The 25,909-nt window shown below is 70.4% G+C and carries 21 protein-coding genes; 8 read left to right on the forward strand and 13 right to left on the reverse strand.

Features of this window, described 5'->3' with window-relative positions:
* Positions 1-36: 36 nt before the first annotated feature.
* Both Vau01_RS00585 and Vau01_RS00590 read right to left on the reverse strand, forming a co-directional pair.
* The gene (locus tag Vau01_RS00585) at positions 37-2,808 is read right to left on the reverse strand and encodes an alpha-amylase family glycosyl hydrolase (protein WP_203985716.1); all 2,772 of its coding nucleotides are present in this window, start codon (positions 2,806-2,808) and stop codon (positions 37-39) included.
* 48 nt (positions 2,809-2,856) lie between these two features.
* Positions 2,857-3,786, reverse strand: coding sequence for a phosphotransferase family protein (locus tag Vau01_RS00590; protein WP_239151189.1), 930 nt, complete (start codon positions 3,784-3,786; stop codon positions 2,857-2,859).
* A gap of 128 nt (positions 3,787-3,914) precedes the next feature.
* On the opposite strand from Vau01_RS00590, the gene Vau01_RS00595 reads away from it, so the two are divergent.
* A complete protein-coding gene (locus Vau01_RS00595) occupies positions 3,915-4,523 on the forward strand; it encodes a SigE family RNA polymerase sigma factor (protein ID WP_203985722.1) in 609 nt (202 codons plus the stop codon).
* Positions 4,516-5,754 (forward strand): hypothetical protein, encoded by a 1,239-nt coding sequence (locus Vau01_RS00600; protein WP_203985725.1) that lies wholly within the window; start codon positions 4,516-4,518, stop codon positions 5,752-5,754. Before Vau01_RS00595 ends, Vau01_RS00600 begins: the two co-directional genes overlap by 8 nt.
* Here Vau01_RS00600 and Vau01_RS00605 read toward each other — a convergent pair.
* The 3 genes from Vau01_RS00605 to Vau01_RS00615 all read right to left on the reverse strand — a co-directional run bounded on the left by Vau01_RS00605 (position 5,729) and on the right by Vau01_RS00615 (position 9,516).
* Positions 5,729-6,517, reverse strand: a complete 789-nt coding sequence (locus Vau01_RS00605) for a putative protein N(5)-glutamine methyltransferase (RefSeq protein WP_444546015.1) — start codon at positions 6,515-6,517, stop codon at positions 5,729-5,731. The two genes, Vau01_RS00600 and Vau01_RS00605, sit on opposite strands and share 26 nt — an antisense overlap.
* Before the next feature lie 8 nt (positions 6,518-6,525).
* The gene (gene gnd, locus Vau01_RS00610; protein ID WP_203985728.1) at positions 6,526-7,971 is read right to left on the reverse strand and encodes an NADP-dependent phosphogluconate dehydrogenase; all 1,446 of its coding nucleotides are present in this window, start codon (positions 7,969-7,971) and stop codon (positions 6,526-6,528) included.
* A gap of 69 nt (positions 7,972-8,040) precedes the next feature.
* Positions 8,041-9,516 (reverse strand): vWA domain-containing protein, encoded by a 1,476-nt coding sequence (locus Vau01_RS00615; RefSeq protein ID WP_203985731.1) that lies wholly within the window; start codon positions 9,514-9,516, stop codon positions 8,041-8,043.
* Positions 9,517-9,647: 131 nt separating this feature from the next.
* Between Vau01_RS00615 and Vau01_RS00620 the strand changes: the two genes are divergently transcribed.
* Positions 9,648-9,857: a hypothetical protein gene (locus Vau01_RS00620; protein ID WP_203985734.1), complete on the forward strand. Its 210-nt coding sequence runs from the start codon at positions 9,648-9,650 to the stop codon at positions 9,855-9,857.
* A gap of 10 nt (positions 9,858-9,867) precedes the next feature.
* Positions 9,868-11,700, forward strand: a complete 1,833-nt coding sequence (locus Vau01_RS00625) for an ABC transporter ATP-binding protein (protein WP_203985737.1) — start codon at positions 9,868-9,870, stop codon at positions 11,698-11,700.
* Here the strand turns inward: Vau01_RS00625 and Vau01_RS00630 are convergent.
* Positions 11,697-13,025, reverse strand: coding sequence for a type 1 periplasmic-binding domain-containing protein (locus tag Vau01_RS00630; RefSeq protein ID WP_203985740.1), 1,329 nt, complete (start codon positions 13,023-13,025; stop codon positions 11,697-11,699). The two genes, Vau01_RS00625 and Vau01_RS00630, sit on opposite strands and share 4 nt — an antisense overlap.
* A gap of 338 nt (positions 13,026-13,363) precedes the next feature.
* Between Vau01_RS00630 and Vau01_RS00635 the strand changes: the two genes are divergently transcribed.
* From Vau01_RS00635 to Vau01_RS00645, 3 genes are read left to right on the forward strand one after another with little or no spacing between them, the layout of a single operon-like run.
* Positions 13,364-14,167, forward strand: coding sequence for an alpha/beta fold hydrolase (locus tag Vau01_RS00635; protein ID WP_275423902.1), 804 nt, complete (start codon positions 13,364-13,366; stop codon positions 14,165-14,167).
* Positions 14,164-17,154 carry a SpoIIE family protein phosphatase gene (locus tag Vau01_RS00640; RefSeq protein ID WP_203985743.1) on the forward strand — a complete coding sequence of 997 codons (2,991 nt, stop codon included), beginning with the start codon at positions 14,164-14,166 and terminating at the stop codon, positions 17,152-17,154. The genes Vau01_RS00635 and Vau01_RS00640 overlap by 4 nt, the downstream gene beginning before the upstream one ends.
* 10 nt (positions 17,155-17,164) lie before the next feature.
* A complete protein-coding gene (locus tag Vau01_RS00645; protein WP_203985746.1) occupies positions 17,165-17,524 on the forward strand; it encodes an STAS domain-containing protein in 360 nt (119 codons plus the stop codon).
* Here the strand turns inward: Vau01_RS00645 and Vau01_RS00650 are convergent.
* A complete protein-coding gene (locus Vau01_RS00650; RefSeq protein ID WP_203985749.1) occupies positions 17,512-18,000 on the reverse strand; it encodes an ArsR/SmtB family transcription factor in 489 nt (162 codons plus the stop codon). The genes Vau01_RS00645 and Vau01_RS00650 overlap by 13 nt on opposite strands.
* A 57-nt stretch (positions 18,001-18,057) precedes the next feature.
* Here Vau01_RS00650 and Vau01_RS00655 point away from each other — a divergent pair, with 57 nt between their 5' ends.
* Complete coding sequence (locus Vau01_RS00655) at positions 18,058-19,029, forward strand: S41 family peptidase (RefSeq protein ID WP_203985752.1); 972 nt, start codon at positions 18,058-18,060, stop codon at positions 19,027-19,029.
* On the opposite strand, the gene Vau01_RS00660 is transcribed toward Vau01_RS00655, so the two are convergent.
* The 6 genes from Vau01_RS00660 to Vau01_RS00685 are packed head-to-tail and all read right to left on the reverse strand — an operon-like array spanning position 19,026 to position 25,560.
* The gene (locus tag Vau01_RS00660; protein WP_203985755.1) at positions 19,026-19,439 is read right to left on the reverse strand and encodes a nitroreductase family deazaflavin-dependent oxidoreductase; all 414 of its coding nucleotides are present in this window, start codon (positions 19,437-19,439) and stop codon (positions 19,026-19,028) included. The genes Vau01_RS00655 and Vau01_RS00660 overlap by 4 nt on opposite strands.
* Positions 19,440-19,459: 20 nt before the next feature.
* Entirely contained in the window at positions 19,460-20,242 is a 783-nt protein-coding gene (locus Vau01_RS00665; RefSeq protein ID WP_203985756.1) for a maleylpyruvate isomerase family mycothiol-dependent enzyme, read from the reverse strand.
* A 13-nt stretch (positions 20,243-20,255) separates the two neighbouring features.
* Complete coding sequence (gene yicI / locus Vau01_RS00670) at positions 20,256-22,517, reverse strand: alpha-xylosidase (RefSeq protein ID WP_203985759.1); 2,262 nt, start codon at positions 22,515-22,517, stop codon at positions 20,256-20,258.
* Positions 22,518-22,532: 15 nt separating this feature from the next.
* The gene (locus Vau01_RS00675; RefSeq protein ID WP_203985762.1) at positions 22,533-23,369 is read right to left on the reverse strand and encodes a carbohydrate ABC transporter permease; all 837 of its coding nucleotides are present in this window, start codon (positions 23,367-23,369) and stop codon (positions 22,533-22,535) included.
* Positions 23,366-24,253, reverse strand: coding sequence for a carbohydrate ABC transporter permease (locus tag Vau01_RS00680; protein ID WP_203985765.1), 888 nt, complete (start codon positions 24,251-24,253; stop codon positions 23,366-23,368). The genes Vau01_RS00675 and Vau01_RS00680 overlap by 4 nt, the downstream gene beginning before the upstream one ends.
* The gene (locus tag Vau01_RS00685; RefSeq protein ID WP_203985768.1) at positions 24,253-25,560 is read right to left on the reverse strand and encodes an extracellular solute-binding protein; all 1,308 of its coding nucleotides are present in this window, start codon (positions 25,558-25,560) and stop codon (positions 24,253-24,255) included. The genes Vau01_RS00680 and Vau01_RS00685 overlap by 1 nt, the downstream gene beginning before the upstream one ends.
* Between the last annotated feature and the right edge of the window lie 349 nt (positions 25,561-25,909).

Consider the following 25,909-nt stretch of genomic DNA (forward strand, 5'->3'; position numbering starts at 1 on the left):
TATGGGGTGCACGGGAGCCCAGATCTATAGCTTTCGCTAGGGCTTCGTCGTGTGGACGACCGGGTCGCCCTGGACTATCCAGACCTCGGGGCTGTTGATCGGCAGGAACGACCGGTCACCGCCGGGTTCCCGGGTGTCCGGAACGGCGTCGCCGTTGGGCCGGTGCATGATGAAGTTCACCGGCACCGTGTCCGACACCAACGGGATCTGGTACACGGCCCAGCCGTCGGCGTCGACCGAGACCCGCTGCCACGGGGCACCCCACGAGATCTGCGCGAGCACCGCGGGGTCGACCGCATCGCCCCACATGTGCAGGCCCCAGTCGGCGTAGTCGCCGGCCGGGCGGAAGTACCGCAGCGTCGCCGCGGTCACCGGCGGGCCGGCGTACCGCACCTCCCGCACGGCGCTCGTCACCTCGCCCCGGCCCGACGTCAGCACCGCCCGGTAGCGGATGGTGGTGCCGGTCGCCAGGTTCAGCGGGGTGAGGTTGTCGAACGCGGTGTAGACCGGCGACGACGAGTCGGTGCCGATCGGCGTCCACGCGCCGCCCGCGATGCTGCGGTCGATGCGCACCACGTGGCTCGACTTCTCCGGGTCGGCCACCGCCCGCACCTCGACGGTGCCGCGCACGTTGCTGCCCGCCGCCGGCACCTCGATCGTCAGGCTCGGCAACGGCACGGTCGCGCGCCGGACCGGGCTGGCCCGCTCGTGGCCGGCGTTGTCGAGCACCTCGGCCCGGTACTGCACGTCGGCGCCCGACGGGAGGCCGGACACGTCGTGGAACACCTGGTACGGCGCGGTGTCGTCGGTGCCGATCGAGCGCCACTGGCCGTTGCCGACCTTCGCCTGGAACGTCACCTCGTAGAACGACGACCCGCCGACCTGCGCGCTGACGTGCATCCGGCTGTTCGCGCCCGTGGCTGGCTCCGGCTGGGCGAGGCTGATCGACGGCGCGGCGTGCGAGCGGTCGAGCCGGTCGGTCGCCTGGTAGACGACGGCCGACAGCGGCGGCACGGTGAGCGTCAGGTCGCCGTTGGCGGCCGACCGGGCCACGCTCACTCCGTCACCGTAGATCTTTTTGAAGTTGACCTTCCGCCCGTACGTGGGGATGGCGGCGGTGGCCGCCGCCTCGCTGTTGTTGAGCGCCACCACGTACTCGCGCTGCTGGCCGCGATCGATGCGGGAGAACGCGTAGACGCCCGCCGCGTCGGAGCCGTACCGGTGCTGGTGGGCGCCGTCGCGCAGGGCGGGGTGCTGCTTCGTGAGCGCGGCAAGCTGGTTGATCGACCGGTAGAGCGGATGCCCCGGTTCGAAGTTCGCCGTCGCGTGGGTGGCTGCGGTGCCCAGCAGGTCGTCGTCGAGGTACTCGGGCACGCGGCTGGCGAACATGGTCTGCCGGGCGTCCTGGTCGCCGCCGGGGCCGGTGAAGCCCTGCTCGTCGCCGTAGTAGATCACCGGGTTGCCGCGCGAGAAGTACATCAGCTCGTGCGCGAGCCGGTCGCGGGCCACCCACTCGGCGTCGGTGGCGTCGGGGTTGTCGGCCTTGACGAAGCTGCCGATGCGTCCCATGTCGTGGTTGCCGAGGAACGTGGGCAGTTCGTAGACGTTCGAGTCGTCGTCGGTGTACCAGTCGTCGGCCTGGAAGAAGGCTCCCAGCGCGTTGGCGGGGCCGCTCTTCGACGCGAAGCCGCGCGCCGCGTCCTGGAACGGGAAGTCGAGCACCGACTGCATCTTGTTGCGGGTGGTGTACTGCGAGGTGAAGCTCTTGGTGGTGTCGAAGACCTCGCCGAACATGAAGAACTCGCGCTTGCCCTGGCTCCTGGCGTACTGCAGCACCTGCGGCCCGAACGCCTGCCAGAACGCGTCGTCGACGTGCTTCATCGTGTCGATGCGGAACCCGTCGACGCCGAAGTCGCGGATCCACGTCTTGTAGATGTCGATCATGCCCTGCACCACGCGCGGGTTCTCGGTGAACAGGTCGTCGAGCCCGAAGAAGTCGCCGTACTGCGAGTTCTCGCCGACGAACGTGGTGTCGCCGCGGTTGTGGTACAGGGTGACGTCGTTGAGCCAGGCCGGCTGCTTGAGGTTCTGCTCGGCCGGGTCGAGCACGGGCTTGTACCCGGGCGGGAAGCTCGCGTCGGCGCTCAGCGGCGGGAAGCGGTTCGTGCCGGCGTAGTCGCGGTCGTCGAACGGCTGGCCGCTGGCGGTCTTGTACGGCGCGACGTCCTTGCTGACGTACGGCTTGCGGGCGCCGCTGTCGTAGCCGATCACGTCGGCGGTGTGGTTCGTGATGATGTCGAAGTAGACCTTCATGCCCTTTTTGTGGGCGGCGTCGACGAGCGCCTTGAGGTCTGCGTTCGTGCCCAGGTGCGGGTCGATCTGGGTGAAGTCGGTGATCCAGTAGCCGTGGTAGCCGGCCGAGGGGCCGTCCTCCAGTTGCACGGCCTTGTTCTTGAAGCTCGGCGTGAGCCAGATCGAGGTGGTGCCCATGCCCCGGACGTAGTCGATCCGGTTGAGCAGGCCCTTGAGGTCACCGCCGTTGTAGAAGCCCTTGCGGGTGGGGTCGAAGCCGGTGGTCAGGTAGTCGCCGGTGAGGCCACCGGTGTCGTTGGCGGTGTCGCCGTTCTCGAACCGGTCGGCCATCACGAAGTAGAAGTTCTCGTCGGTGACCGGGCCGCGCAGCGAGTGCCCGGCCCTATCGGTGGCCGGGTTGTTGCCATGAGCGGACGCTGTGGCGGGCGTCAACGCGATGGCGAGAGTCACGGGTAGCGCAGCGGCGAGCGCCCTTACCGCACTGCGTAGGAACATCCACGCACACTAACGCCCGGTGCCGGTCGCCGCGCCCTTGATGAGGCCCTAATCCGTTGCGTACCAGCGGTCCGCGAGCGACTCGAAGGTCGGCTCGTCCGGGTCTGGCAGGCGATCGAGGTATTTGCGCACGTTGCTGTAGTAGTGCAGCAGGGTCCAGGCCATCATGCGACGCCGGAACGCGGCGTCGGGTTCGAGCCCGTAGGCGCGCAGGGCGCGCCCGAGGAACCGGGCGTCGCCCTCGGCGACGAAACACCCGAGCCCGACGAACTCGTACTCGGCGGCGCCGCGCATGGCCGGCTCGAAGTCGAACAGCCCGGTGAGCCGGGTCCCCTCGGGTGCCACGAGCAGGTGCTGCCGCATGATCTCGGTGTGCAGCAGCACCGGCCCGCTCTCCGGCAGGTCGACGCTGTCGAGGAACGGCCCGATCTGCTCCACCCACGCCGGGGCCAGCCCGAGGCCCTGGTGCCGGGCGACGCACGTGGCCCGCTGCTGCGCCACGAACCCGGCCCAGTCGTCCGGCCACCAGTCGTCGATCTCGGGATGGGGCAGCGCGTGGAGCGCGGCCATCGCCTCGCCGAGCTGGGTGGCCAGGCCGTCGCGGGTGGCGGGCCCCAGCGCGTCCCAGTCGATCTCCAGCGACTCGCCGCGCAGCCGGTCCATGAGGATGTAGCCCCAGCCGTCGCGCTCGCCGACCGCGTGCACCCCGGGCGTGGGGATCGGCAGCTTGTCGTGCACCGCGGCGAGCACCCCGGCCTCGACCGGAAGATCCTCGACGTACACCTCGGGGAAGAGTTTGAGCACCAACCGGCCGGCCGCGTACACCGGTAGCGATCCAGTCGGAAACGGGTGCAGACCGGACACGTCGGCACCGAGGTCACGGCACAATGCCTCGACCCCGGGCCGGAGATCGTCGTCGGTGAGCTCGTCGAAGTCTTCCTCGGATTCGGCCGGCGGCAGGGCAAGCTGTTGCTTCACGCTCGCCGAACCTACCGGCACCGGGGCGCAATCTCCCGCCAATCGCTGCAACCTCCGGCGGCTCTGTGGCGTGTCGGTACGTATCCGATCGGCCAGCATGGAGGCCACGATCAAGGCGGGAGGGGGTAATGCTGGACATGGCAATCCCGGGCGAGGAGGCGCGCGACGAGGATGACGCGCCACCCGCCCCGGTCCTGACGCCACCGGCACCGGCCGCCCCGAAAACCGCCCAGAAGGCCGACTTCGACGCGTTCTACCTCGCCAACTTCGACCGCTTCATCGTCCAGTTGCACGCCTACACCGCCGACATGGGCACCGCGCAGGACGTGGTGCAGGAGGCCTTTGCGCGTGCGCTGCAACGGTGGTCGCGGGTCTCGACCTACGACAACCCGGAGGCCTGGGTGCGCCGGGTCGCGTGGAACCTCGCCACCAGCAACTGGCGGCGGATCGCCCGATTCAACACGTTCATGCGAAAACAGACCGTCGAGCGGCACGTCGCCGAGCCCTCACCCGACCGGGTGATGCTGGTCAAGGCGCTGGCCACGCTGCCGGAGTCGCAGCGCCGGGCGGTGGTGCTGCACTACCTCGGCGATCTCTCGGTCAACGACATCGCCGCGCAGGAGCGGGTAGCGCCCGGCACGGTCAAATCATGGCTGCACCGGGGCCGGGCCGCCCTGGCCGCGGCGATCACCGAATACAGGGAAAGCACACCCGGGACGGAGGTGCACGATGGCTGACCCGGGAGACGTTGAGGTGCAGGAGATGTTCGCCCGGTTCCGGGCCGAGTCGATCGCCGACCACCCGGCCCCCGACCTGGCCAGGGTGCGTGGAATGGCCCGGCGCCGGCAGGTCACCCGGCGCACGATGCTCTCGGTGGCGGCGCTCGCGCTGGTCGCCGTGCCGGCGGTCGGTCTCCGGCTCGCCGCCCAGGACGTTCACTCACCGTCGACGGGCGGGCCGCCGCAGCAGCAGGTGTCCGGCGCGCCGACCGAACGGCCGCCGGACTCGCCGTCGACCGCCGCGTCGGTCTCGTCGGCGACCCTCCAGAAGCCGGTGACCAAGGCCGACATCATGGTCGCCACGATCACCATCCCGAACTGGCCGAAACAGCGCGACGTCTGCCCGTCGGGCGAGGTCAACATCGGCAAGCTCGGTGCGGTGACCATGGACCAGCAGTTCTCGGTCGGCAAGGTCATCACGTTCGACGTCGACCGCGACGGCGACGAGGAGGCCGTGGGGATCTTCTCGTGCGGCTACGAGAGTGCCGTCGACCAGGTGCTGGCGGTCGGCCGGAACGACCAGGGCGGCCTCCGCACGCTCGGGCGGGTGGTCGCCAGCAGCGACGCCGACCCGCTGATGGACGTGCTCGACGTGCGCACCGGCACCGACGGCGCGGTCGACGTGAACGTCGGCGAGCGGATCGACCAGGCGGAGCCGGAGTTCGTCGAGAAGCAGTGGCGGTCGTACCGCTGGAACGGCCAGAAGTTCCCGCAGGTGGGCGGCGAGCGGCAGTTCACGCCGATGGCGCCGGCGACCGACGTCGGGCTGTCGGTCACCACGGGTCCGTTCGGCGCGCCGGCGGCCGGCGTGTGGACCGGCACCGTCACGGTCACCGTCACCAACGCCGGCCCGAACCGGGCCCCCGGTATCTACCTCGACCTGTACGTCTCCAGCGGCGACGGCGCCGCCCTGAGCAAGCCGCTCAAGGTGACGCCGGAGTGCACCACCGAGGACGTCCGCGTCGACGGGCGGCTGACGGGCGTGCACGTGATCTGTCACCAGCCGGCCCTGGCCAGCGGCGCCAACCGGACGACGGCGTTCCAGGTGCGGCTGCCGACGGCGAACGGCGCCCGCGACCTGAACGTGTCGGTGTTCGGCTACGCCGAGCAGCCCGGCGTCCGGGCGCTCCGCGACGTCGGTCCGCAGGCCAACTCCGCCATCCTCACGCTGGCGGCGCCGGCGCGGTGACAGTGGCCGCGACGACGGTCGCGTCCGCCTCGGCGCCGGTCACCACGGCCGGGTACAGGCCGGCCGCGGTCGCGTCGGCGACGAGCGCGGGCGCCTGCCGCTCGCCGGTCTCGACGAGCACGCACCCGCCCGGCGCGAGCCAGGCGGGTGCGGCGGCGATCACCCGGCGCAGCACGTCGAGACCGTCGGCACCGCCGTCGAGCGCCACGATCGGCTCGTGCAGGCGCGCCTCGGGCGGCATCAGGCCGATGGCGCCGCTCGGCACGTAGGGGGCGTTGGCGACCAGCACGTCGACCCGGGCGCGCAGGCCGGTCGGCAGCGGCCGGAACAGGTCGCCCTCGTACACCCGGCCGGTGGGGAGGTTGCGGCGGGCGCACCGCACGGCGGCCGGGTCGATGTCGGCGGCGTGCAGTTCGACGCCGGGAGCCAGGTGCGCGATCGCCGCAGCGACCGCGCCCGAGCCGCAGCACAGGTCGACCACCACCGCGCCGGGCCGGCCCGGCGGGGCCGACCGCCCGGCCAGGAACGCGGCGGCCTGCCGGGCCAGGAACGCGGTGCGCCGCCGGGGCACGAACACGCCGGGGTCGACGCCGACGCGCAGCCCGCAGAACTCCGCCCAGCCGATCACGTGCTCCAGCGGCTCGCCCGCCACCCGCCGGGCGACGAGGGCGGCCAGGTCGTCGGTCGACCCGGCCGCCTCGATCAACAACGTCGCCTCGTCCTCCGCGAAGACGCACCCGGCCGCGCGGAGGGCGGAAGTGATCCCCTCGTTCAGTGCCCGTCCTGGCGGACCTCGTTGCGGCCGGCGCCCCACATGGTGTGGAAGACGCCGTCCTTGTCGATCCGCTTGTAGGTGTGCGCGCCGAAGAAGTCGCGCTGGCCCTGGATCAGCGCGGCCGGCAGGCGCTCGACCGACAGCGAGTCGTAGTAGCTCAGCGCCGCCGAGAAGCCCGGCACGGGAACACCCGACAGCGCGGCCACCGACACGATGCGCCGCCACGCGTCGACGCCGTCGGCGACCGCCCGCGCGAAGTACTCGTCTTCGAGCAGGGTCTCCAGGTCGGGGTTGCGCTCGTACGCCTCGACGATGCGGTTGAGGAACTGCGCCCGGATGATGCAGCCGGCCCGCCAGATCTTGGCGACCGCACCCTTGTCGATGTCCCAGTTGTACTCCTTGGCCGCGGCGATGATCGCGTCGAAGCCCTGGGCGTACGCGACCACCTTCGACGCGTACAGGGCCGCGCGCACCGCGTCCTCGAAGTTCTCCCCCGGCGAAACGGGCGTGGGTCGCGCCGCGGCCGTGCGCTGGACGGCCCGGCGCTGCTCGGGGTGGCTGGAGACGCTGCGGGCGAAGACCGCGGCGGCGATGCCACCGACCGGTACGCCGAGGTCGAGCGCGTTCTGCACGGTCCAGACGCCGGTGCCCTTCTGTCCGGCCTGGTCGAGCACGACGTCGACGAACGGCTTGCCGGTGTCGGCGTCGACCTGCTTGAGCACCTCGGCGGTGATCTCGATGAGGTACGACTCCAGGTCGCCGGTGTTCCACGCCTGGAAGACCTCGGCGATCTGCGCCGGCTCGTGCCCGCCCACGGTGCGCAGCAGGTCGAACGCCTCGGCGATGAGCTGCATGTCGGCGTACTCGATGCCGTTGTGGATCATCTTGACGAAGTGGCCGGCGCCGTCGGTGCCCACGTGCGTCACGCACGGCTCGCCCTCGGCGACCGCCGCGATCGACGCCAGGATCGGCCCGAGCGTCTTGTACGCCTCGGCCGATCCGCCCGGCATGATGCTCGGGCCGTTGAGGGCGCCCTCCTCGCCGCCGGAGATGCCGGCGCCGACGAAGTTCAGGCCCTTGGCGCTGATCGCCTTCTCGCGCCGGATGGTGTCGTGGAAGTCGGCGTTGCCGCCGTCGACGATGATGTCGCCCGGCTCGAACAGCCCGGCCAACTGGTCGATCACCGCGTCGGTGCCCTTGCCGGCCTGCACCATGATGATCGCGGTGCGCGGCGGTTGGAGCGACGCGACGAACTCCTCGATCGTCTCGCTGGGGACGAAATCGCCCTCGGAGCCGTGCTCGGCGATGAGCTGGCGGGTCCGTTCCGGCGACCGGTTGTAGACGGCCACCACGTTCCCCTCGCGGCTGGCGAGGTTGCGGGCGAGGTTGCTGCCCATCACGGCGAGGCCGATGACGCCGATGTTCGCGCTCTGCTTGGTCACGGAAAGGAAAATACCCTTTTCGGTGACGCGGCGCGCCAGCCCTGCCGGCCTTAAGGGTGTTCTAAGCCCTCACCGCAGAACTCCTGCGGCGCGGGCGGCGGTGAGCCACAGCGGGAACTCGGTGAGCAGCCGCTCGTAGAGCTCCTCGTCGCCGATCCGGTCGATGTCGTCGACCGCGAAGAACCCGGCGTTGTCGACGACCCGGCCGGCGAGCGTGTCAAGCTTCTCCAGCACGCCATAGTCCTCGTTGCCGAGCCCGATGAACTGCCAGAAGATGGGCAGCCCGGCCGCGTCGCGGAGAATCTGCTCGATCTCGGTGTCGCGGTAGATCCCGCCGTCGGAGAAGAACAATACAAATGCGGGTGGACCCGGCGGCAGCCCCGACACCACCCGGATGATGTCGGTCATCACCTTCTGTTCCTCGTTCTGGATGCCGATCTCGCGCATGTCGACGGTGCCGTCGGACCGGTACAGCGGCCGCGAACGCGGCATCAGCTTCATCTGACCCTCGCGCACGTGCAGCTTGATCCACCGCGGCAGGTCGCCGATGGTCAGGTGCGGCAGCTGCGCCGCGTTGCTGGCGAAGGTCCAGGCCGGCAGCACGCCGTCCGGAGTCAGCCGGGCACCGACGGCGGCGATCCGCTCGACCACCCGCGCCACGGTGCCGTCGCCGTACAGGGTCGTCATCGATCCGGACGCGTCGAGCACCAGGATCACCCGGGCCTGGAGCCCGACGAGCCCCTTCTTGGTGAGGACGACGTTGACGATCTGCTTCCGCATCGACAGCCGCTTCCGCATGTCGACGGGCAACCGCTCCTCCTGAGCGGCGGTGGCATCGGGTGCCGGGATGCCGACGGCCGGCGGCGCGGCGAGCGGCGCGGGCGGGGCGACGGGCGGCGCGGGCGGGGCGACGGGCGGCGGCACGAATGCCTGCGGCGCGGCGGGCGGAGCTTGCGGCGCGAGGGGAGCTTGCGGCGCGGGCGGCGGAGCCTGAAGCGGCGCCGGCGGGGCGGGCGGTGCCTGTTCAGGCGCGTCCACCGAAATGCCGTATGCGGCGGCCAGCCCGTCCAGGCCGGCGGACCAGCCCTGCCCGACCGCCCGCAGCTTCCACGCGTCGCCGCGCCGGTACAGCTCGCCCAGCACCACCGCGGCCAGCCCGGCCGTGTCGGTGACGTCGAACCGGAGCGCCGCCGCACCGGCGCCGTCCTCGACGGTCAGGTGCAGGTCGGACACGCCGTCGAGGGTGGACCCGTGCACCGACACGGCGAGCAGGATCTTCGCCACGTCGGCGGGCACGGCCGGCAGGCTGACCCGGAGCGTGCCGGCGTCGGGTGTGGCCTCCAGCGTCGCGGCTCCGGACGGGTGGCGGGGCTGGTTGTAGAAGACCATGTCGGCGTCGGAACGGACCTTGCCGGACCCGCCGAGCAGGAGCCCGGTCAGGTCCAGTTCGGGCGTTCCGGCCGCCCGCCGCCACCGGGCGACGACCCGGATCTCGCCGGTCGGCACCGGCGCGTTGCCACCCTTGGTCAGCGTCTGTGGAGACATCCGGCAGACATTAGACACGCTCGGGTCCGAGGTCCAGCAGGCCGGAAGCGATCCGGAAGCGGCCCGGAAGCGGCGCGGTAACGACCGTTGCGAGGCTCGCTCCGGACATCCCCGTCCTTGGAAGGAGTCACATGCGTAGGACGTTCAACGCGCTCGGCGACCGGCTGCTGGCGAAACTGGTGCCGGCCACCACTGCCACCGCGGCCTCCTGCCCGGGCCGGTACATCGGCCGGATCGGCAGCTGCTACTACTGGTGCTACCAGTCCGGTGGGCACTCCATGCAGTACCGGTACTGCGACGCGAACCCGCGGTGCGTCATCGGCTGCAACGACTGCTGCTGACAACCGCTTCGTGACCGGCGTTCCCGACGAGGGCACCCCGTGGCAGCGCGTGCGGCTGGCCTGGGCCCTGGTGTGGCGGGCCGGGCCCGGTGTCCTCGTCGGCAGCGTGGGGTTGGCGGTGGTCTCCGGCTGCTGGCCGGTGCTCGCCGCCTGGCTCACCAAGTTGCTGCTCGACGAGGTGGGCCGCCCCGACGTCGACCGCGGCACCGTGGTCGCCCTCGCGGTGGCCCTCGCCCTCACCGGCCTCCTGACGACCGTCCTGCCCCACCTGGACCGGTACCTCGACGCCGAGTTGCGCCGTCAGATCGACCTCGCCTGCACCGACCGGCTCTTCGCCGCCGTCAACCGGTCGCTCGGGCTCGGCCGGTTCGAGAACCCGCAGTTCCACGACCGGCTGCGGGTGGCGCAGTCCGCCGGGCAGGGCGCGGCCGGTCAACTGGTCCTGCCCGTCATCGCGATCGCCCAGTCCGGTACCACCGTGGCCGGCTTCGTCGTCACCCTCGCGGTCGCCTATCCGGTGATGGCCCTCATCGTCGTCGTCTCCGCCGTGCCGGCGGTGGTGTCGGAGTTGGTGCTGCGCCGCCGCCGCGCGCTGCTGGAGTTCCGGTTGAGCCCGCTGCGCCGCCGGCAGATCTTCTACTCCGGGCTGCTCACGAACATCGGTGCCGCCAAGGAGGTGCGCCTGTTCGGGCTCGGCGGCTTCCTGCACCGGCGGCTGCTCACCGACGCGCGGTCGGACGCCGCCGCGGAACGCCGCCTCGACGGCCGGGAACTGCGGATCGAGACCCTCCTCAGCGCCGTCGCGGCGGCGGTGGCCGGCGGCGGACTGGTGTGGGTGGTGGCCCGGTCGGTCGGCGGTGCAGCCACCGTCGGAGACATCGCCGTCTTCATCGCCGCGGTCGCCGGTGTACAGGCCGGGATCAGCAGCCTCGTCGGGCTCGTCGGCATGGTCTACGAGGCGCTGCTGCTGTTCGGCCACTACCGGGCCGTGGTGGCCGCGGGCGACGACCTGCCGCGTCCGCAGTCGCCGGTGCCGGCCGCGCCGCTGCGCGGCGGCATCACCCTGCGCGACGTGTGGTTCCGCTACGACGAGTCGCATCCGTGGGTGCTGCGCGGAGTGGACCTGTTCCTGCCGCACGGCACGGAGGTGGCCCTGGTGGGGCTCAACGGATCGGGCAAGTCGACGCTCGTGAAGCTCCTGTGCCGGTTCTACGACCCGCAGCGCGGGTCGGTGCGGTGGGACGGCGCGGACTACCGGGAGATCGACCTGGACGGGCTGCGCCGGCGGATCACCACGGTGTTCCAGGACTGCGTGGCGTACGACCTCACCGCCGCGGAGAACATCGCCGTGGCGGACACCTCGGCGATCGACGACCGGCCGCGGATCCGGGCCGCGGCGGCGATGGCCGGCATCCACGGGACGCTCGACGCGCTGCCCCGCGGCTACGACACGATGCTGAGCCGCACGTTCACCGACGGCGACGAGGCGGGCGTGCTGCTGTCCGGCGGGCAGTGGCAGCGCGTCGCGCTGGCGCGGGCCTACCTGCGCAGCGACGCCGACCTGGTGATCCTCGACGAGCCGAGCAGCGGCCTGGACGCCGAGGCCGAGCAGGCCCTGTACACCGACCTGCGCCGCTACCGCATCGGCCGGACCAGCCTGCTCATCTCGCACCGGCTCAGCGCCGTGCGCGACGCCGACCTCATCGTCGTCCTCGACGACGGCCGGGTCGTCGAGCAGGGCACGCACGCCGACCTGATGGCCGCCGAGGGCACCTACGCCCGGCTGTTCACCGCACAGGCCGCCGGCTACCGCGCCGACGAACCGGTGCCGACCGAGGGCTAGCGGGTGCTCTGGCTCTGGGTCGGTCCTCCGGTCTGGCCCTGACCCTGGCCCTGACCTTGACCCTGCCGCTGGTTGGGATTCGGCGGTGAGAGCCACTGGCCGCCGGTGGTGTCACGCCACGTGTCGTTGCCCAGGTACACGTACACACGGCTGTCGAGCGAGCCGATCGCGGGCTGCCCCGGCACCGCGCCGAACGACAACCGGGGCACGCCGAGGTACACCGGGCCGCCGAAGCGTTTCATCGCGTTGCCGACGACCGCCGGGATGAACGTGTCTCCCGGAATCGACGCCAGGATCTTCACCAACGCCAGCACCGTCTGGAAGATCTGGACGCCGCCGTTGCGGGTGACGCTGCGGTTCTCCAGCGGGCGGAACCACTCGTTGAAGGCGCGCACCTGCCACGCGGTCGCGTCGTCGGTCGAGGATGCCTCGGCGCTCACGCTGAAGCCGAGGTAGTTCCAGCGCGGGTAGTCGCCGAGCGTCTTGCGGACGTCGGCGCCCAGGCAGCCGGCGAACGTCAGCACCGGCGTGTAGACGGCCATCTTCTGCAGCGTGTTGCTCAGCGACACGCAGTGCTGCGGGATGCCGATGGCCGGGATGAGCAGGTCGGCGTTTGCCGCCTGGCTCGCCGTGACGGCCTGGGTCAGGTCGGTGGCGTCCATCGGGAAGCGCGCGACGGTCACGTCGATGTCGACGGCCTTGAACGCCAGTTCGAGGGTGGCGACGGCGAGTTCGTTCGCGGGCGAACCACCCGGCGAGAGCACCGCGACCCGGCGGGCCTTGGAGTACTGCTTCGCGAACGTCACCGCGCCCAGGCCGCCGAACTGGCCGCTGCTGAGGTAGTACGAGTTGGGCGCGGCCGCGTCGGCCAGCGCCAGGGGCAGCCCGCCGAGCACCGGGAGCTTCGGCGCCAGGATGGTGTGGAAGGCCGTCACGTCGGCGTCGATCGTGCCCTGCACGACGGCCACCATCGCCGGGTCGTCCGCGAACGTCTGTGCGCATTTCGTCGCCTGGTCCGCGCTGGTCACCACGCACTTGACCAACTGGAGCGGGTGCCCCCGCACCCCGCCGAGGGTGTCGTTGACCGCGCGGACCACCTCGTCGACGGCGACGACGAGTTCCTGCGCGTCGGCGTTGACAAACCCGATCTTGATGGGACTCCCGGTGGCCTTGCCCGCGTTCACCCCCGTGTACCGGGCGATCGTGGCGATGCTTTCGGCGCTCATGGCCGTCGCCGACGGGGAGGCGGGCGGGTTCGCGGCACCGGAGTCGGCGGCCTTGCTCCCGCCGCAGGCTGCGAGAGACGTCGTGAGCGTGGCGGTCACGGCGATCACCGCGAGCACGGAACGCGCGGATGACCTGCGGGAATACCCATTCACGCTTCGGCAAGCTAGTGGCCTGGCGCAGCGGATGTAAATGGGCTGTTGGGGTCGTGTGGCACCACCGACATGCGCGGTGTTTCACGTTCTGTGATCGCGGGCGATTAACCGCCGCGTCACCACGCTGGAGTGACGATCCGTAGCGCGATTACGATTACGAACCGTCACGCTTGTGCTCACAAAAAAATTCTGCAAAGCGGATGATCCACCGGTGCCGATCGACGCGCGGTATCCGACCCGATGGTCAATTTGCGTCCGACACCACGCACCGTAATGTGTCCTGAGTGGGATCTGTGGTAGACAACGCGGTCACGGTGACGGGTCTCCAGAACGGCGCGCCGATGCTTTTGGCGCACGGATACGGCTGCGATCAGAACATGTGGCGGTTCGTCGCACCGGCATTCGTCGACACCCATCGCGTCGTGCTGTTCGATCACATCGGATACGGCCTGTCCAACCTCAACGCGTACTCGGCCGAGAAGTACTCCTCGCTCGACGGGTACGCCGCCGACATTCTCGACATCGTGCACGAACTCGATCTGCACGACGTCACGTTCGTCGGGCACTCGGTCGCCGCGATGATCGGCGCGATCGCGGTGCGCCGCGAGCCCGACCGGTTCGCCAACCTCGTCATGATCGGCCCGTCGCCGCGCTATCTCGACGACCCGGCCACCGGATACACCGGTGGTTTCTCCGACGCCGACATCGCCGAACTGCTGGAATCGGTCGACAGCAACTATCTCGGGTGGTCGCGGGTGATGGCGCCGGTGATCATGGGAAATCCCGACCGGCCGGAACTCGGCGAGGAGCTGACCAACAGCTTCTGCCGCACCGACCCGGTGGTGGCCCGGCACTTCGCGGAGGTCACGTTCACCTCCGACAACCGCGCCGACCTGCCCGGGATCACGGTTCCGACACTCGTACTGCAATGTTCCAACGACGTCATCGCGCCGCTGGCGGTTGGCCGTTACGTGCACGAGCACGTCGCCGACAGCAAGCTCGTGGTGATGGAAGCGACCGGGCACTGCCCCAACCTGAGCGCGCCGTCCGAGACCGTCGACGCGATGAAGGCCTTCCTGGGCGTGTGAGCGACCCCGACGAGCGGTTATCGAACGCGCCGTGCGGTTACCTGTCCACCCGCATGGACGGCACGATCGTCGGCGTCAACGAGACCCTCCTGGAATGGCTCGGATACGAGCGCGACGAACTGGTCGGGTACACCACGTTCCAGAGCCTGCTGGCGATCGGCGGGCGCATCTACTACGAGACCCACTACGGTCCGCTGCTGGCGATGCAGGGCGCGGTGCGCGAGATCGCCGTCGACCTGGTGCGCAGCGACGGCAGCCGGATGCCCGCCCTGGTCAACTCCGACGTGCAGCTCGGCCCCGACGGCACGCCCGCGTTCATCCACACCGCCGTTTTCAGCGCCCTGTTCCGGCGCGAGTACGAGCAGGAACTGCTCGCCGCCCGGCGGGCCGCCGAGGAGTCGGAGCGGCGGCTGACGCTGCTGCAGACCGTGATCTCCGAGTTCGCGGTCGCGCTGACCCACAGCGACGTCGTCGCCGCCCTGGCCGGCACCGGGCGGCGGGCCGCCCACGCCATGGAAAGCTCGGTGTGGCTGGTGACCGAGGACGGCATGTCCCTCGAATGGATGAACGGCGGAACGCAGCCGGGCGAACCGCGGGTGTTCCGCACGACGCTCGACGATCCGCTGCCGCACGCGCGGGCGGCCCGCACGAGGACGCTGGTGGTGGTCGAGTCGCCCGACGAGGTCCGCAAGGACCTCCCCCGTGCCGCCGACACGTTGGTCAAACTCGGGCTGGGCGCGCTGGCGCTCGTCCCGTTGACGGTCGGCGACCGGGTCCTCGGTGTGGCCGCCTTCGCGTACCGGACCGTCGACGACATCGACCCGGAGACGCGTCAGCTCATCTGGACGCTGGGCCGCCAGGCCGCGCAGACCATCCAGCGGGCGCGGCAGTTCGAGGTCGAGAAGCAGCTGCGCCAGCGCGCCGAGACGCTGCAACTGATCACCGCCGCGCTCGCCGTCCCCCTTGACGCGCAACAGATCGCGGTCGCCACCGCCCACCGGGTCGCCGCGGCGCTGGACTTCGACCGGCTCCTGGTCGTGCTTCCGGGCGGCGCGCCGGTCGCCGACCGCCTGGCCCCCGCGAGGTCGGCGGTGCCGGCCGTCACCAAAGGGTTTCCACAGTCCATTGTGGACGGATGGGGCCGCGATCCGGCCCCGTTGCGGCAGATCCTGACCTGGCCGGCCGGCGAGGGGACGTTCTTCGCCCGGGCGGCCGATCACGCCGACCGGCTCGCCGGCCTGTTCACCGACATCGAGGACTGGTCGGTGGCCGTGCTGCCGCTGCGCGTCGGCGCCACCGGGCTCGGCTCGATGGTCCTCGGCCGGGCCGGCGTGCGACCGTTCCCGCCGGGCGAGCGGAGCTTCCTGCGCACGTTCGCCACCCAGTGCGCGCAGGCGCTGGAGCGGGCCCGGCTGCACGCGGAGACCGTCGAACTGCAGCACGAGGCGACGTTCCTGGTCGGCCTGAGCCGGCGGCTCGACGAGACCGCGGGGCTGGTGTCGCGGGCGGAGGCCCTCGTGGCCGAGCTGGTCCCGACGGTCACGCTGCGGGCGCGGATAGAACTTGTCGTGGACGCGGGGCGCACGCTGCTCGCGTCCGCGCCGGCGGACGAGGACGCGGAATCGGCCGACGCGGTCCCCCACACCGACCAGGAGTTCGTCGACACGGCGGTCCGCACCGGCACCACGACCACGTCGACGCACGCCGGCACCGGTGAGCGCGACGTGGCGGTTCCGCTGCGGGCGCGCGGGCGGGTGATCGGCGTCCTCGTGCTGGGGTGCGCGCGCGGCAGCGAGCTCCACCGGCGGACCCGGTTCCTCAGCGAACTCGCCGCCTCCGCCGGGCTGGCGCTGGAGAACGGCCGGCTCTACGACCAGGAGCACGAGAACGCGCACATCCTGCAGAGCGGCCTGCTGGCCGGCGACCCGCCGCACGATCCGCGGATGGCGATCGGCACCTGGTACCGGCCGGCGTCCGACACCGTGGAGGTCGGCGGCGACTGGCACGACTCGTTCCTGGTGGGTCCGAACCGGGTGGCGATCGTCGTGGGCGACGTCGTGGGCCGCGGCATCCGGGCCGCCGCCACGATGGGCCACCTGCGCAGCGCCGTCCGGGCGCTGGCGGCGACGGATCCCGGACCGGCGGGACTGCTGGAGCGGCTCGACCGGTTCGTCGACCGGTTCGAGGACGGGCGGATGTCGACCGTCGCGTACGGGCTGCTCGACCTGACCTCGGGCCACCTGCGGTACGCCTGCGCCGGACACGTCCCGCCGCTGCTCATCGAGCCCGGCCGGGGCGAGCGGTTCCTGTGGTCGGGCCGGTCGACCCCGATCGCCGCGTACACGGGCATGAAGCCGCGGGTCGAGGCCGACGTGCAGTTGCGGCCCGGCGCGCGCCTGCTGTTCTACACCGACGGGCTGGTCGAGCGGCGCACCGGGAACCTGCACACCGATCTCGCCCGGCTCGCCGGCGAGGCCGCGGCCCGCCGGTACGCGCCGCTCGCCTGGCTGCTGCCCGACCTCGGCGCGGCGCTCGCCGAGGAACCGGACGACGACGCGTGCATGCTCTGCCTCGCCTACGGCGTGGGGCCGGTGTTCGCGTGCACGGTTCCGGCCGACATCGTGCGGATCAAGAGCGTCCGGGACGACCTGCGCACCTGGCTGGCCGGCTTCGGCGTGCCGGCGCTCGACCAGGAGGCCCTGGTGCTGGCGTGCTCGGAGGCGCTCGCGAACGCGATCGAGCACGCGTACGCGTCCGACGGCGACGGCGTGGTGCGCGTCGACGCCGCCGTCACCGACGAGCCGGCCGGCCGCTCGGTGGAGCTGACCGTCCACGATCGGGGCAGGTGGCGGGAACCCGACCCGCGCACCGACCGGGGCCGTGGGCTGCCGCTCATCCGGACCGTGGTCGACGACGTGACGATCGTCCGCGACGGCGGAACGACGATCACGATGCGTCGCGCGTTACGTGAGCGTGGGGTGGAGTGAGGATGGACCCGTGACACCGCATGACGTGTCGATCCGGTCCCTCGGCGGGGTCTGCGTGATCACGTTGGGGCAGGACATCGACACGGCGGTGGCCGACCGCATCGAGGCCGAGATCTTCGCCCGGACCACGCCGTCGGCGCCGCTGGTGGTCGACCTCACCGGGGTGGGGTTCCTCGACAGCGCGGGCGTGCGGCTGATGGACCGGCTGATCGGCCGGCACCGGCGGGCCGGCAGCACCGCGGTGATCGTCGCGCCGGACACCTCCGGACCGTGGTTCACGCTGCGGATGTGCGAGTTCCCCGCCGAGCACCTCATGTCGTCGTTGCGCGACGCCGTGGCGGCGGTCGTCGACCCGGGTCAGCACTCGTAGAGGCCGACCAGCAGGCCGTGGCGACGCGCGTCCGGGCCGTCGTCGGTGGCGTCCTCGACGATCGCGGTGAGCGCGGCGGCCAGCCGTTCGGCCTGCGCCGGCGAGAGCCGGACGTGCCGCAGGATCAGCACCGGTTCCTCGGGTGTGCCGGCCAGTTCGTCGGCCACCGCCTGCAGCATCGCGGTGGTCGTCGCCTGCGGCGGCCCGCCGACGTGTACCCGCCGCGCGGTGCGCTGGTAGTGGTGCTCGGTTCCGCCGCGCACCTGCCGGGTGGCCACGATCCGTACCAGGCCCGCTGCGTGCAGCACCTTCAGGTGGTGTCCGATATTTCCCTTGTTCTCCCCGAACGACGCGGCCAGTTGGCTGATCGTGGCCGACTCGTCGCCGCCCAGCGCGTACAGCAGCCGCTGCCGTAGCGGATGGGCGAGCGCCTTGAGCTGGGCCGGCGTGGAGGCCTCGAAGACTTCGTCGGGCATACAGAAAGCGTCAAGGACTCTTGACGCTTTGTCAACCGGCTGCTCTACTCGACTGCCATGACCCCCCTCGCAGCGGCCGAACTCGACCGCATCGTCACCACCTCGGCCGACCTCCTGAGCGCCCAGTACGTCTTCCCGGAGACCGGGACGAAGCTCGCCGACCTGCTGCGCGCCAACCTGCGCGGCGGCCGGTACGCCGGCGCGGGCGTCACCGAGCTGTCCGCGCTCGTCACCACCGACCTGCAGTCGGCCAACGGCGACCGGCACCTGCGCCTGAAGCACCACGACGACGAGATCCCCGACCTGCCGAGCGAGGAGATGACGGTCGCGATGTTCACCGCGCAGGCGGCCCGCACCCTCGGCGGAGTCGCCGCGGTCGAGCGGCTGGCCGGCCCGAACGGCACCACCGTGGCCCGGATCGAGATCAACCCGATCCTGTTCCCGCCCACGATGGCGGGCGAGGCGGTCGCCGGCGCGATGCAGGTGGCGGCCCCCGCCGACGCCCTGGTCCTGGACCTGCGGAAGACCCTCGGCGGCGACCCGACGATGGTGGCGTTCATCTGCGGTTACCTGTTCGACGAGCCGACCCACCTCATCGACATCTACGAACGCGTCGGCGACCGCACCACGCAGAGCTGGAGCGCTCCCTACGTGCCGGGCCGCCGGTTCGGCGGCACCAAACCGGTGTTCGTCCTCACCAGCGGCACCACGTTCTCCGGCGGCGAGGAGCTCGCCTTCGACCTGCAGCGCCGGAAGCGGGCCACGGTGGTCGGCGAGCGCACCGGCGGCGGCGCCCACCCCCGCGTCGGGCACCGGCTGCACCCGCACCTGGAGCTGACCATCCCCACCGGCCGGGCCCTCGACCCGGAGGCCGGCGACAACTGGGAGGGCACCGGCGTCCTCCCCGACGTCGAGACCCCCGCCGCGGAGGCGCTGGAGGCCGTCCTCGCTGGTATGACCGCCGAAGGCGGGCATGCCAGCGACGCTCTTGTGCGGGATTTCGGCGGCACAGCGCGGCTGGTCGGTTAGCGTCGGATGAGTTCCACCACCGGGATGGTGCGGTCGACGCCGGCCTGGTGGTCGGTGAAGAACGGGTACTGCTCCACGATCCGGGCGAACAGCGCGTTGCGGTCGGCGCCCTCGGTGGGCCTGGCCGTCGCCGGGTACTCCGCGCCGTCGGCCTCCACCGTCACCTCGGGGTGGGCGACCAGGTTGTGATACCAGTCCGGATGCTTCGGCGCGCCGGCGGCCGACGCGATCACCAGAAGCCGGTCGTCGACGCGCACGTACATCATCGGGTTGGTGCGCGGTTGCCCGGTGCGGGCGCCGGTGGTGGTGAGCAGGAGCAGCGGGCGCCCGGGCAACGAGCGTCCGGCGGCGCGGAACTCGTCGATCAGCTTCCGGTTCGCGGCCGCCAGGTCATCGGGTATCTGAGCCATGGGTCGACCCTAGGCCTCGCTCATGGCGTCACCGCGAAATGGGCCAGGACGCGCGCGGCGACCTCGGCGTCGCCGTGGACCTTGACCTCGGCGGCGGCCGGCGCGATGCGGCCGGCGGCCAGGCGGGCGTAGGTCTCCCAGTCGGTGTGCAGCGTGGTGGCGGCGGCACCGCCGACCCAGGGCGCGAGGTGGCCGCGGCCGCGCTCGTCGACGGTGACCGCGACGTCGAACGCGAGCGGCCCGTCGACCTCGAGGCGCACCACCGATCCGGGCGGCGCGGCCGCGTGTTTCGCGACGACGCGGGCCAGGCTGGCGAGGAGGATGTCGCGGGCGATCGGCGCCGCCGGCGCGTCGAGGTTGCCCGGGCGCCCGAGCGCGCGCCGGAGGTCCTGCTCGTGTACCCACCCGTCGAAGGCGCGATGGGTCAGCAGGATCCCGAGGGTCACCGGCACCCCGTAGGCGGTGATCGCGGGCTCGGCCGGGTCGGGCGGGTTCTCCGCCACCTGCCGCTGCCGCAACGCGAACACGTCGCGCAGTTCCGCGAGGACCTCGGCGCCGCTCGCGTGGCGACGCTCGGCCACCGGCCGGTCGGCGATGCGGGCGAGCCCCTCCGTCGGCGGGGGATGCCCCTCGCTCATCCACACTTCGCCGCCGACCAGGTGGGCGCACACGTCCTTCACGGTCCATAGTGGACATTCGGTCTGCGCGGACCACTCCTCGTCGGTGAGGTCCGCGCAGACGTCGATGCTCGCCGCGAACGTGTGCCGCCACGCCTCGAGCGTCGCGGCCGTGTCCATGCTCATGCGCCCAGTATCGCTACCCGATCGCCGCCTGGGAACCGGTGGCCGGAACCCGCAACGGCTCGCCCGCGCCGACCAGTTCGATGGCCCAGGCGTGCGGCCCTGCGGTCCGCTCGACCTTCACCTTCGCGCCGGTCCGGGTGATCGCGAACGTCGCGGCCGTGGTTCCGTCGATTCCGGGGACGCTCACCGTCCGCTCGCCGTCGGGCAGTTCGAACAGGCGCAGGGTGACGCCGTCGGCGTACTCGTAGTCCGGACGGCCGTCGACCGCGCCGACCGCGACCACCGATCCTGGGCGCACCAGCAGCGGCACGCTGTCGAAGCCGTGCGTCTCGCGCACCCAGCGCGGGCCCTCGACGACCTCGCCCGTGGTGAACTTCGTCCACCGTCCGGCCGGGACGTAGTACCGCACGTCACCGTCCGCCGCGAACACCGGCGCGACGAGGAGGCTGTCGCCGAGCATGTACTGCGTCTCCAGGTACGCGCACGCGGGGTCGTCGGGGAAGTCGAGCGCCATCGGGCGCATCACCGGGACGCCCTCGGTGTGCGCCTTCACGGCGGCACCGAAGAGGTACGGCATCAGGCGGTGCTTGAGGCGAGTGAACGTCCTGAGGACGTCGACCGACTCCTCGTCGAACAGCCACGGCACCCGGTACGTCTGGTTGCCGTGCAGCCGGCTGTGCGACGACAGCAGGCCGAACGGCACCCACCGCTTGAACACGGCCGGATCCGGCTTCCCCTCGAAGCCGCCGATGTCGTGGCTCCAGAAGCCGAACCCTGATGCCGCAAGGGAAAGGCCGCCGCGGAGGCTCTCGGCCATGCTCTCGAACGTCGACGAGCAGTCGCCGCCCCAGTGCACCGGAAACTTCTGCCCGCCGACGGTGGCGCTCCGCGCGAACACCACCGCGTCGCCGTCGCCGCGGGTCTCGCGGAGCACGTCGAACACCGTCTCGTTGTACAGCTGGGTGTACCAGTTGTGCATGCGTTCGGGATCGGATCCGTCGTGCCACACCACGTCGGTCGGCACGCGCTCGCCGAAGTCGGACTTGAAGCAGTCGACACCCATGTCCAGCAGGGCCTTCAGCTTGCCGGCGTACCACTCCCGGGCGCCGGGGTTGGTGAAGTCGACCAGCGCCATCCCGGCCTGCCACCGGTCCCACTGCCAGACGTCGCCGTCGTGCTTCCGCACGAGATACCCGTTCGCCATTCCCTCGGCGAAGAGCACCGACCGCTGCGCGATGTAGGGGTTGATCCAGAGGCAGATCCGGAGCCCCCGGTCCTTGAGGCGCTTGAGCATCGCGGGCGGATCGGGGAACGCGCGGGAGTCCCACTGGAAGTCGCACCAGGAGAACTCGCGCATCCAGAACGTGTCGAAGTGGAACACCGACAGCGGGAGGTCGCGCTCGGCCATACCGTCCACAAAGGACGTCACCGTCTCCTCGTCGTAGCTCGTGGTGAAGCTGGTTGTCAGCCACAGCCCGAACGACCAGGCCGGCGGCAGCGCGGGACGCCCGGTGAGCGCCGTGTAGCGGCGCAGGATCTCCTTCGGCGACGGCCCGTAGATGACGAGGTACGACAGGCTCTGCCCGGCGACGCTGAACTGCGTGCGCGACACCACCTCGGAACCGACCTCGAACGACACCCGCCCGGGGTGGTCGACCAGCACGCCGTACCCGCGGTTGGTGAGGTAGAACGGCACGTTCTTGTACGCCTGCTCGCTGCTGGTGCCGCCGTCCTCGTTCCAGATGTCGATGCTCTGGCCGTTCTTCACCAGCGGCCCGAACCGCTCCCCCAGCCCGTACACGGTCTCGCCGACGCTCAACGCGAGCTGCTCGTGCACGTAGTGCTCGCCGTCGTCGGTGTCGATGACGCCGATGCCCTTCCAGCCGCTGCTCGTGAGCGTGCGGCCCTCCGCCTCGAACGTGAGCCCCCAGTGCTCGCTCCGGTCGAAGCGGGCGGTCAACCGTCCACTCGCGAACGTCGCGTCCTCTTCGTTCACGACCGGGCGCACGGCGTCGTCGTGCGCGATCTCGAACCGCGGATACTTCGGCTGCTCGCCGAGGAAGTGGCTCACGGTCACCCGGATCACGTCGGGCATCGGGCTGCTGCAGGTGACCGTGATGACCGGCGCGTTGAGGGTGTCGCCCCGCTGGTGCACGCGCCTGGTCGCGGCGAACACGGTCAGCGTCGTCGCGTCGGCCTCGACGTCGTGCAGGTGCGCGGGGTGCAACGCGGTGACGCCGTCCCGCTTACGCCAGTACCCGTCGGTGAACTTCATGGCGTGGTACTCCTGTTACTTGATCGCACCGGCGGTGATGCCGCGGGTGAGCGTGCGCTGGAAAATGACGAAGAACAGGATCGCCGGCAGCACGCCGATGAGCGCCGACGCCGAGGTGGTGGTGACGTCCATCTGCCGGTCGCCCTGCAACACCGCGAGGGCCACCGGAACGGTCTGGTTCTCGTTGGAGATCAGGAAGATCAGCGGGAGGAAGAACTCGTTCCACGTCCAGATGAAGAAGAACGTGAAGAGCACACCCATGGTGGGCCGGCTGATCGGCACGACGACGCTCCACAGCGTGCGCCAGCGGCCGGCACCGTCCACTTCGGACGCGTCGAGCAGTTCGCGCGGAAACTCCGCGTAGACGCTCGACAGGAGATACGTGCCGAACGCGCTCTGCACCACCGTGAAGATGATGATCACGGCCCACAGGCTGTCGTAGAGGTGGACCTCCTTCGACAGGTAGTACAGCGGGTAGACCAGCACCTCCTGCGGCAGCAGGTTGGCCATCAGGAAGAAGATCAGGAACCAGATCCGGCCCCGCATCCGCCCGATGCCCAGCGCGTACGCGTTGAGCACCGACAGCACCACCGCGAGCACCGACACGACGATGCTCACGAAGAAGCTGTTCCACAGCTTCCTGGTGAAGTCGACGCGCTCCCAGAAGTCGATGATGCCGTCGACGTAGAGCGTGCCGGGCAACGACAGCGGCCCGTTGGTCGCGTAGTCGGCGGGGCTCTTCACCGCGTTGACCACGATCACGAGGATCGGGCCGACGGTCAGCACCAGCGCGACGATCAGCACCAGCAGGACGGGGTACTTGAAGGGGCCACGCTTCTCGATCGTGCTCATCGCGCGTCCCCCCGATTTTGCAGCTTGAGGAAGACCACCGACAACGCCACGATCAACACGGTGAGCACGACGGAGATCGCCGATCCGTACCCGACATTGGCTCTCTCGAAGAAGTTCCGCCACGCGAAGTAACTCGGCACCACCGTCGCGTTGGCGGGGCCGCCGTTGGTGAGCACGAACACCGGGCCGAACACCTTCAGCGCCGCGATGGTCGTGGTGACGAGCACGACGTAGAACTCCGGCCGTAGCATGTGGACGGTGATCCGCCGGAACCGTTGCCACCACGAGGCTCCGTCAAGGTCGGCCGCTTCGTAGAGCTGCGGGTCGATGCGTTGCAGGCCGGCCATGAACATCACGAGCGGGTAGCCGATCTGCACCCAGATGAGCACGCCCATCACGCTGTAGAGCGCGTACCGTTCGTCGCCGAGCCAGTTCCGCCCGAGGCTGCCGAGGCCCACCGCGTCGAGAATCCGGTTCAGCGCACCGTATTCCGGGTGCAGGATCCAGCCCCACACGATGCCGGTCACCGCCACCGGGATCACCTGCGGCAGGTAGAAACCGGAGCGGAAGACGTTCGCCGTGCGCGGGCCGAACTTCTTGCCGACGTAGTCGAACAGCACGGCGGCGAGCAGCAGGCCGATCAGCGTCGGCACCACCGCCATCGCGACGATCAGCGCGACGATGTTCTTGAAGGAACGCCAGAACAGTTCGTCGCCGAACAGGCGGGTGTAGTTGTCGAGCCCGATCCATTCGGGGTCGCCGATCCCGTTCCACTTGGTGAAGCTGGCCCCGATCGTCATCACCAACGGAATGACGATGACGACGATCGAGGCCAGGATCCCGGGCAGCAGGAAGACGAAGTAGCCGCCCTTTCGCGCTGACATTATTTTCCGAGATCCTTACGGTTCTGGTCGTACGGCTTGGCCACCTCGTCCTGCCACTGCGCGACCGTCTTCGAACCGGTGATGAGGCCCTGCGTCGCGGCCGCCATCACGGCGTAGTAGCCGGGCGCCGGCCAGTCCGGGTAGAACGCGAGGCCGTCGTCCTTCAGCACCAGGTTGAAGTTCTCGATGAGTTCCTTGCTCTTCGCGTCGGTGATCTTGTCGGGCTCGGCCGCGACCGGAACGCCACCGGAGTTGCCGAGCAGGTTCTGGATCTCCGGCGACATCGTGATGTCGATGAAGTCGTACGCGAGGCCCTTCGCCTTCGACTTCGTCGGGACGACCCACAGGTTGCCGCTCGAACCCAGGTGCAGCTTGTTGCCGGGGAACAGGAACGAGCCCCACTGGAAGCCCTTGATCTCCTTGGTGAACCGGCCGTACCACCAGCTACCCGAGATCAGGATCGGGAACTTGCCCTGGGTGAACGCGACACCCATGTCTTCGGCCTTGATGCCCGCGGCGTCCTTGCTGATGTAGCCCTTCTTCACCCAGTCCGAGAACGTGGTGGCGCCGTACGTCATCTCCGGGCCCTTGAAGTCGAACTTGCCCTTGTACAGCTGGAAGCTGTCGACCCAGGACCGGTTCGCCTTCGACAGGGCGAGCTCGTAGAGAATCTGCATCGCCGGGTACTCGGCGCCGCCCACCGACAGCGGCACCTGGCCGCCCTTGGCGAACGTGTCGAGCACGGTCTCGAACTCTTGCTGCGTCTTCGGGATCGCGATGTTCTTCTGCGCGAACAGATCCTTGTTGTAGTAGACCATCACGTACTCGCCGTAGTTCGGGACGCCGAACCACTTGCCGCTGCCCATCACGCCGTCGGCGTCGTACTTGGCGGTGGTCTGCAGGCTGGTGCTGAGCTTCTTGTCCCAGCCGCGCTTGGTCGCCTCGCTGCTGAGGTCCGTGAGCAGGCCCTGCTTCGAGAGCAGGCCGCTGGTCGCGTTGCCCTTGTTGTACTCCATGAGGTCGGGCGCGTTGTCGGAGTTGAGGATCATGCCGGCGCTCTGCTGGATCTGCTCGAAGCTCTTCTCTTCGAACTTCACCTCCACGCCGGGGTGCTTTTCCTTGAAGATCTCGATCGCCCGGTTCCAGGCGACGCCCATGGCGCTGGTCGGGCCCTCGTAGTGCCAGAGCGTGAGGCTCTTGGCGTCGGAGCCCTCGTCGTCGTCGGAGCCGCTGCAGGCGGCCAGCGCGGTGGTCGCGGCGAGCGCCACCGCCAGGAGAGAACGGGTCAGGGTGGTGGTTCGGGACATGGGGTCCTCCCGGTGGGAGACAGGTACCGATCAGCCCGGCGCCCGCCGCCGGGTTGTTGTCGAAGCGCTTCGACGATGCGGGCGTCGAAGCGCTTGCGCAGACGCTAGGGAGGGGGCCGGTTCAATGTCAACGGCATGTACGGCAGATTTCCTAACTTTTACCCAACGTGATCACCGAAGTATGGAAGCGCTCCCATGGAAGCGCTTCGCGGATCTTGGACGCCGTGCGGGCCCCTGACACCGCGAATCGTCCAAGATCGCCCTGGTGGGCTACGCGAGGAACCAGTCGGTGCGGATGGGGTTTCGCTGCGGGGCGTCGAGGCGGAGGCGGGTCGGGCCTGCGATGGGC

The organism is Virgisporangium aurantiacum (assembly GCF_016863635.1).
Classification (GTDB): Bacteria; Actinomycetota; Actinomycetes; order Mycobacteriales; family Micromonosporaceae; genus Virgisporangium; species Virgisporangium aurantiacum.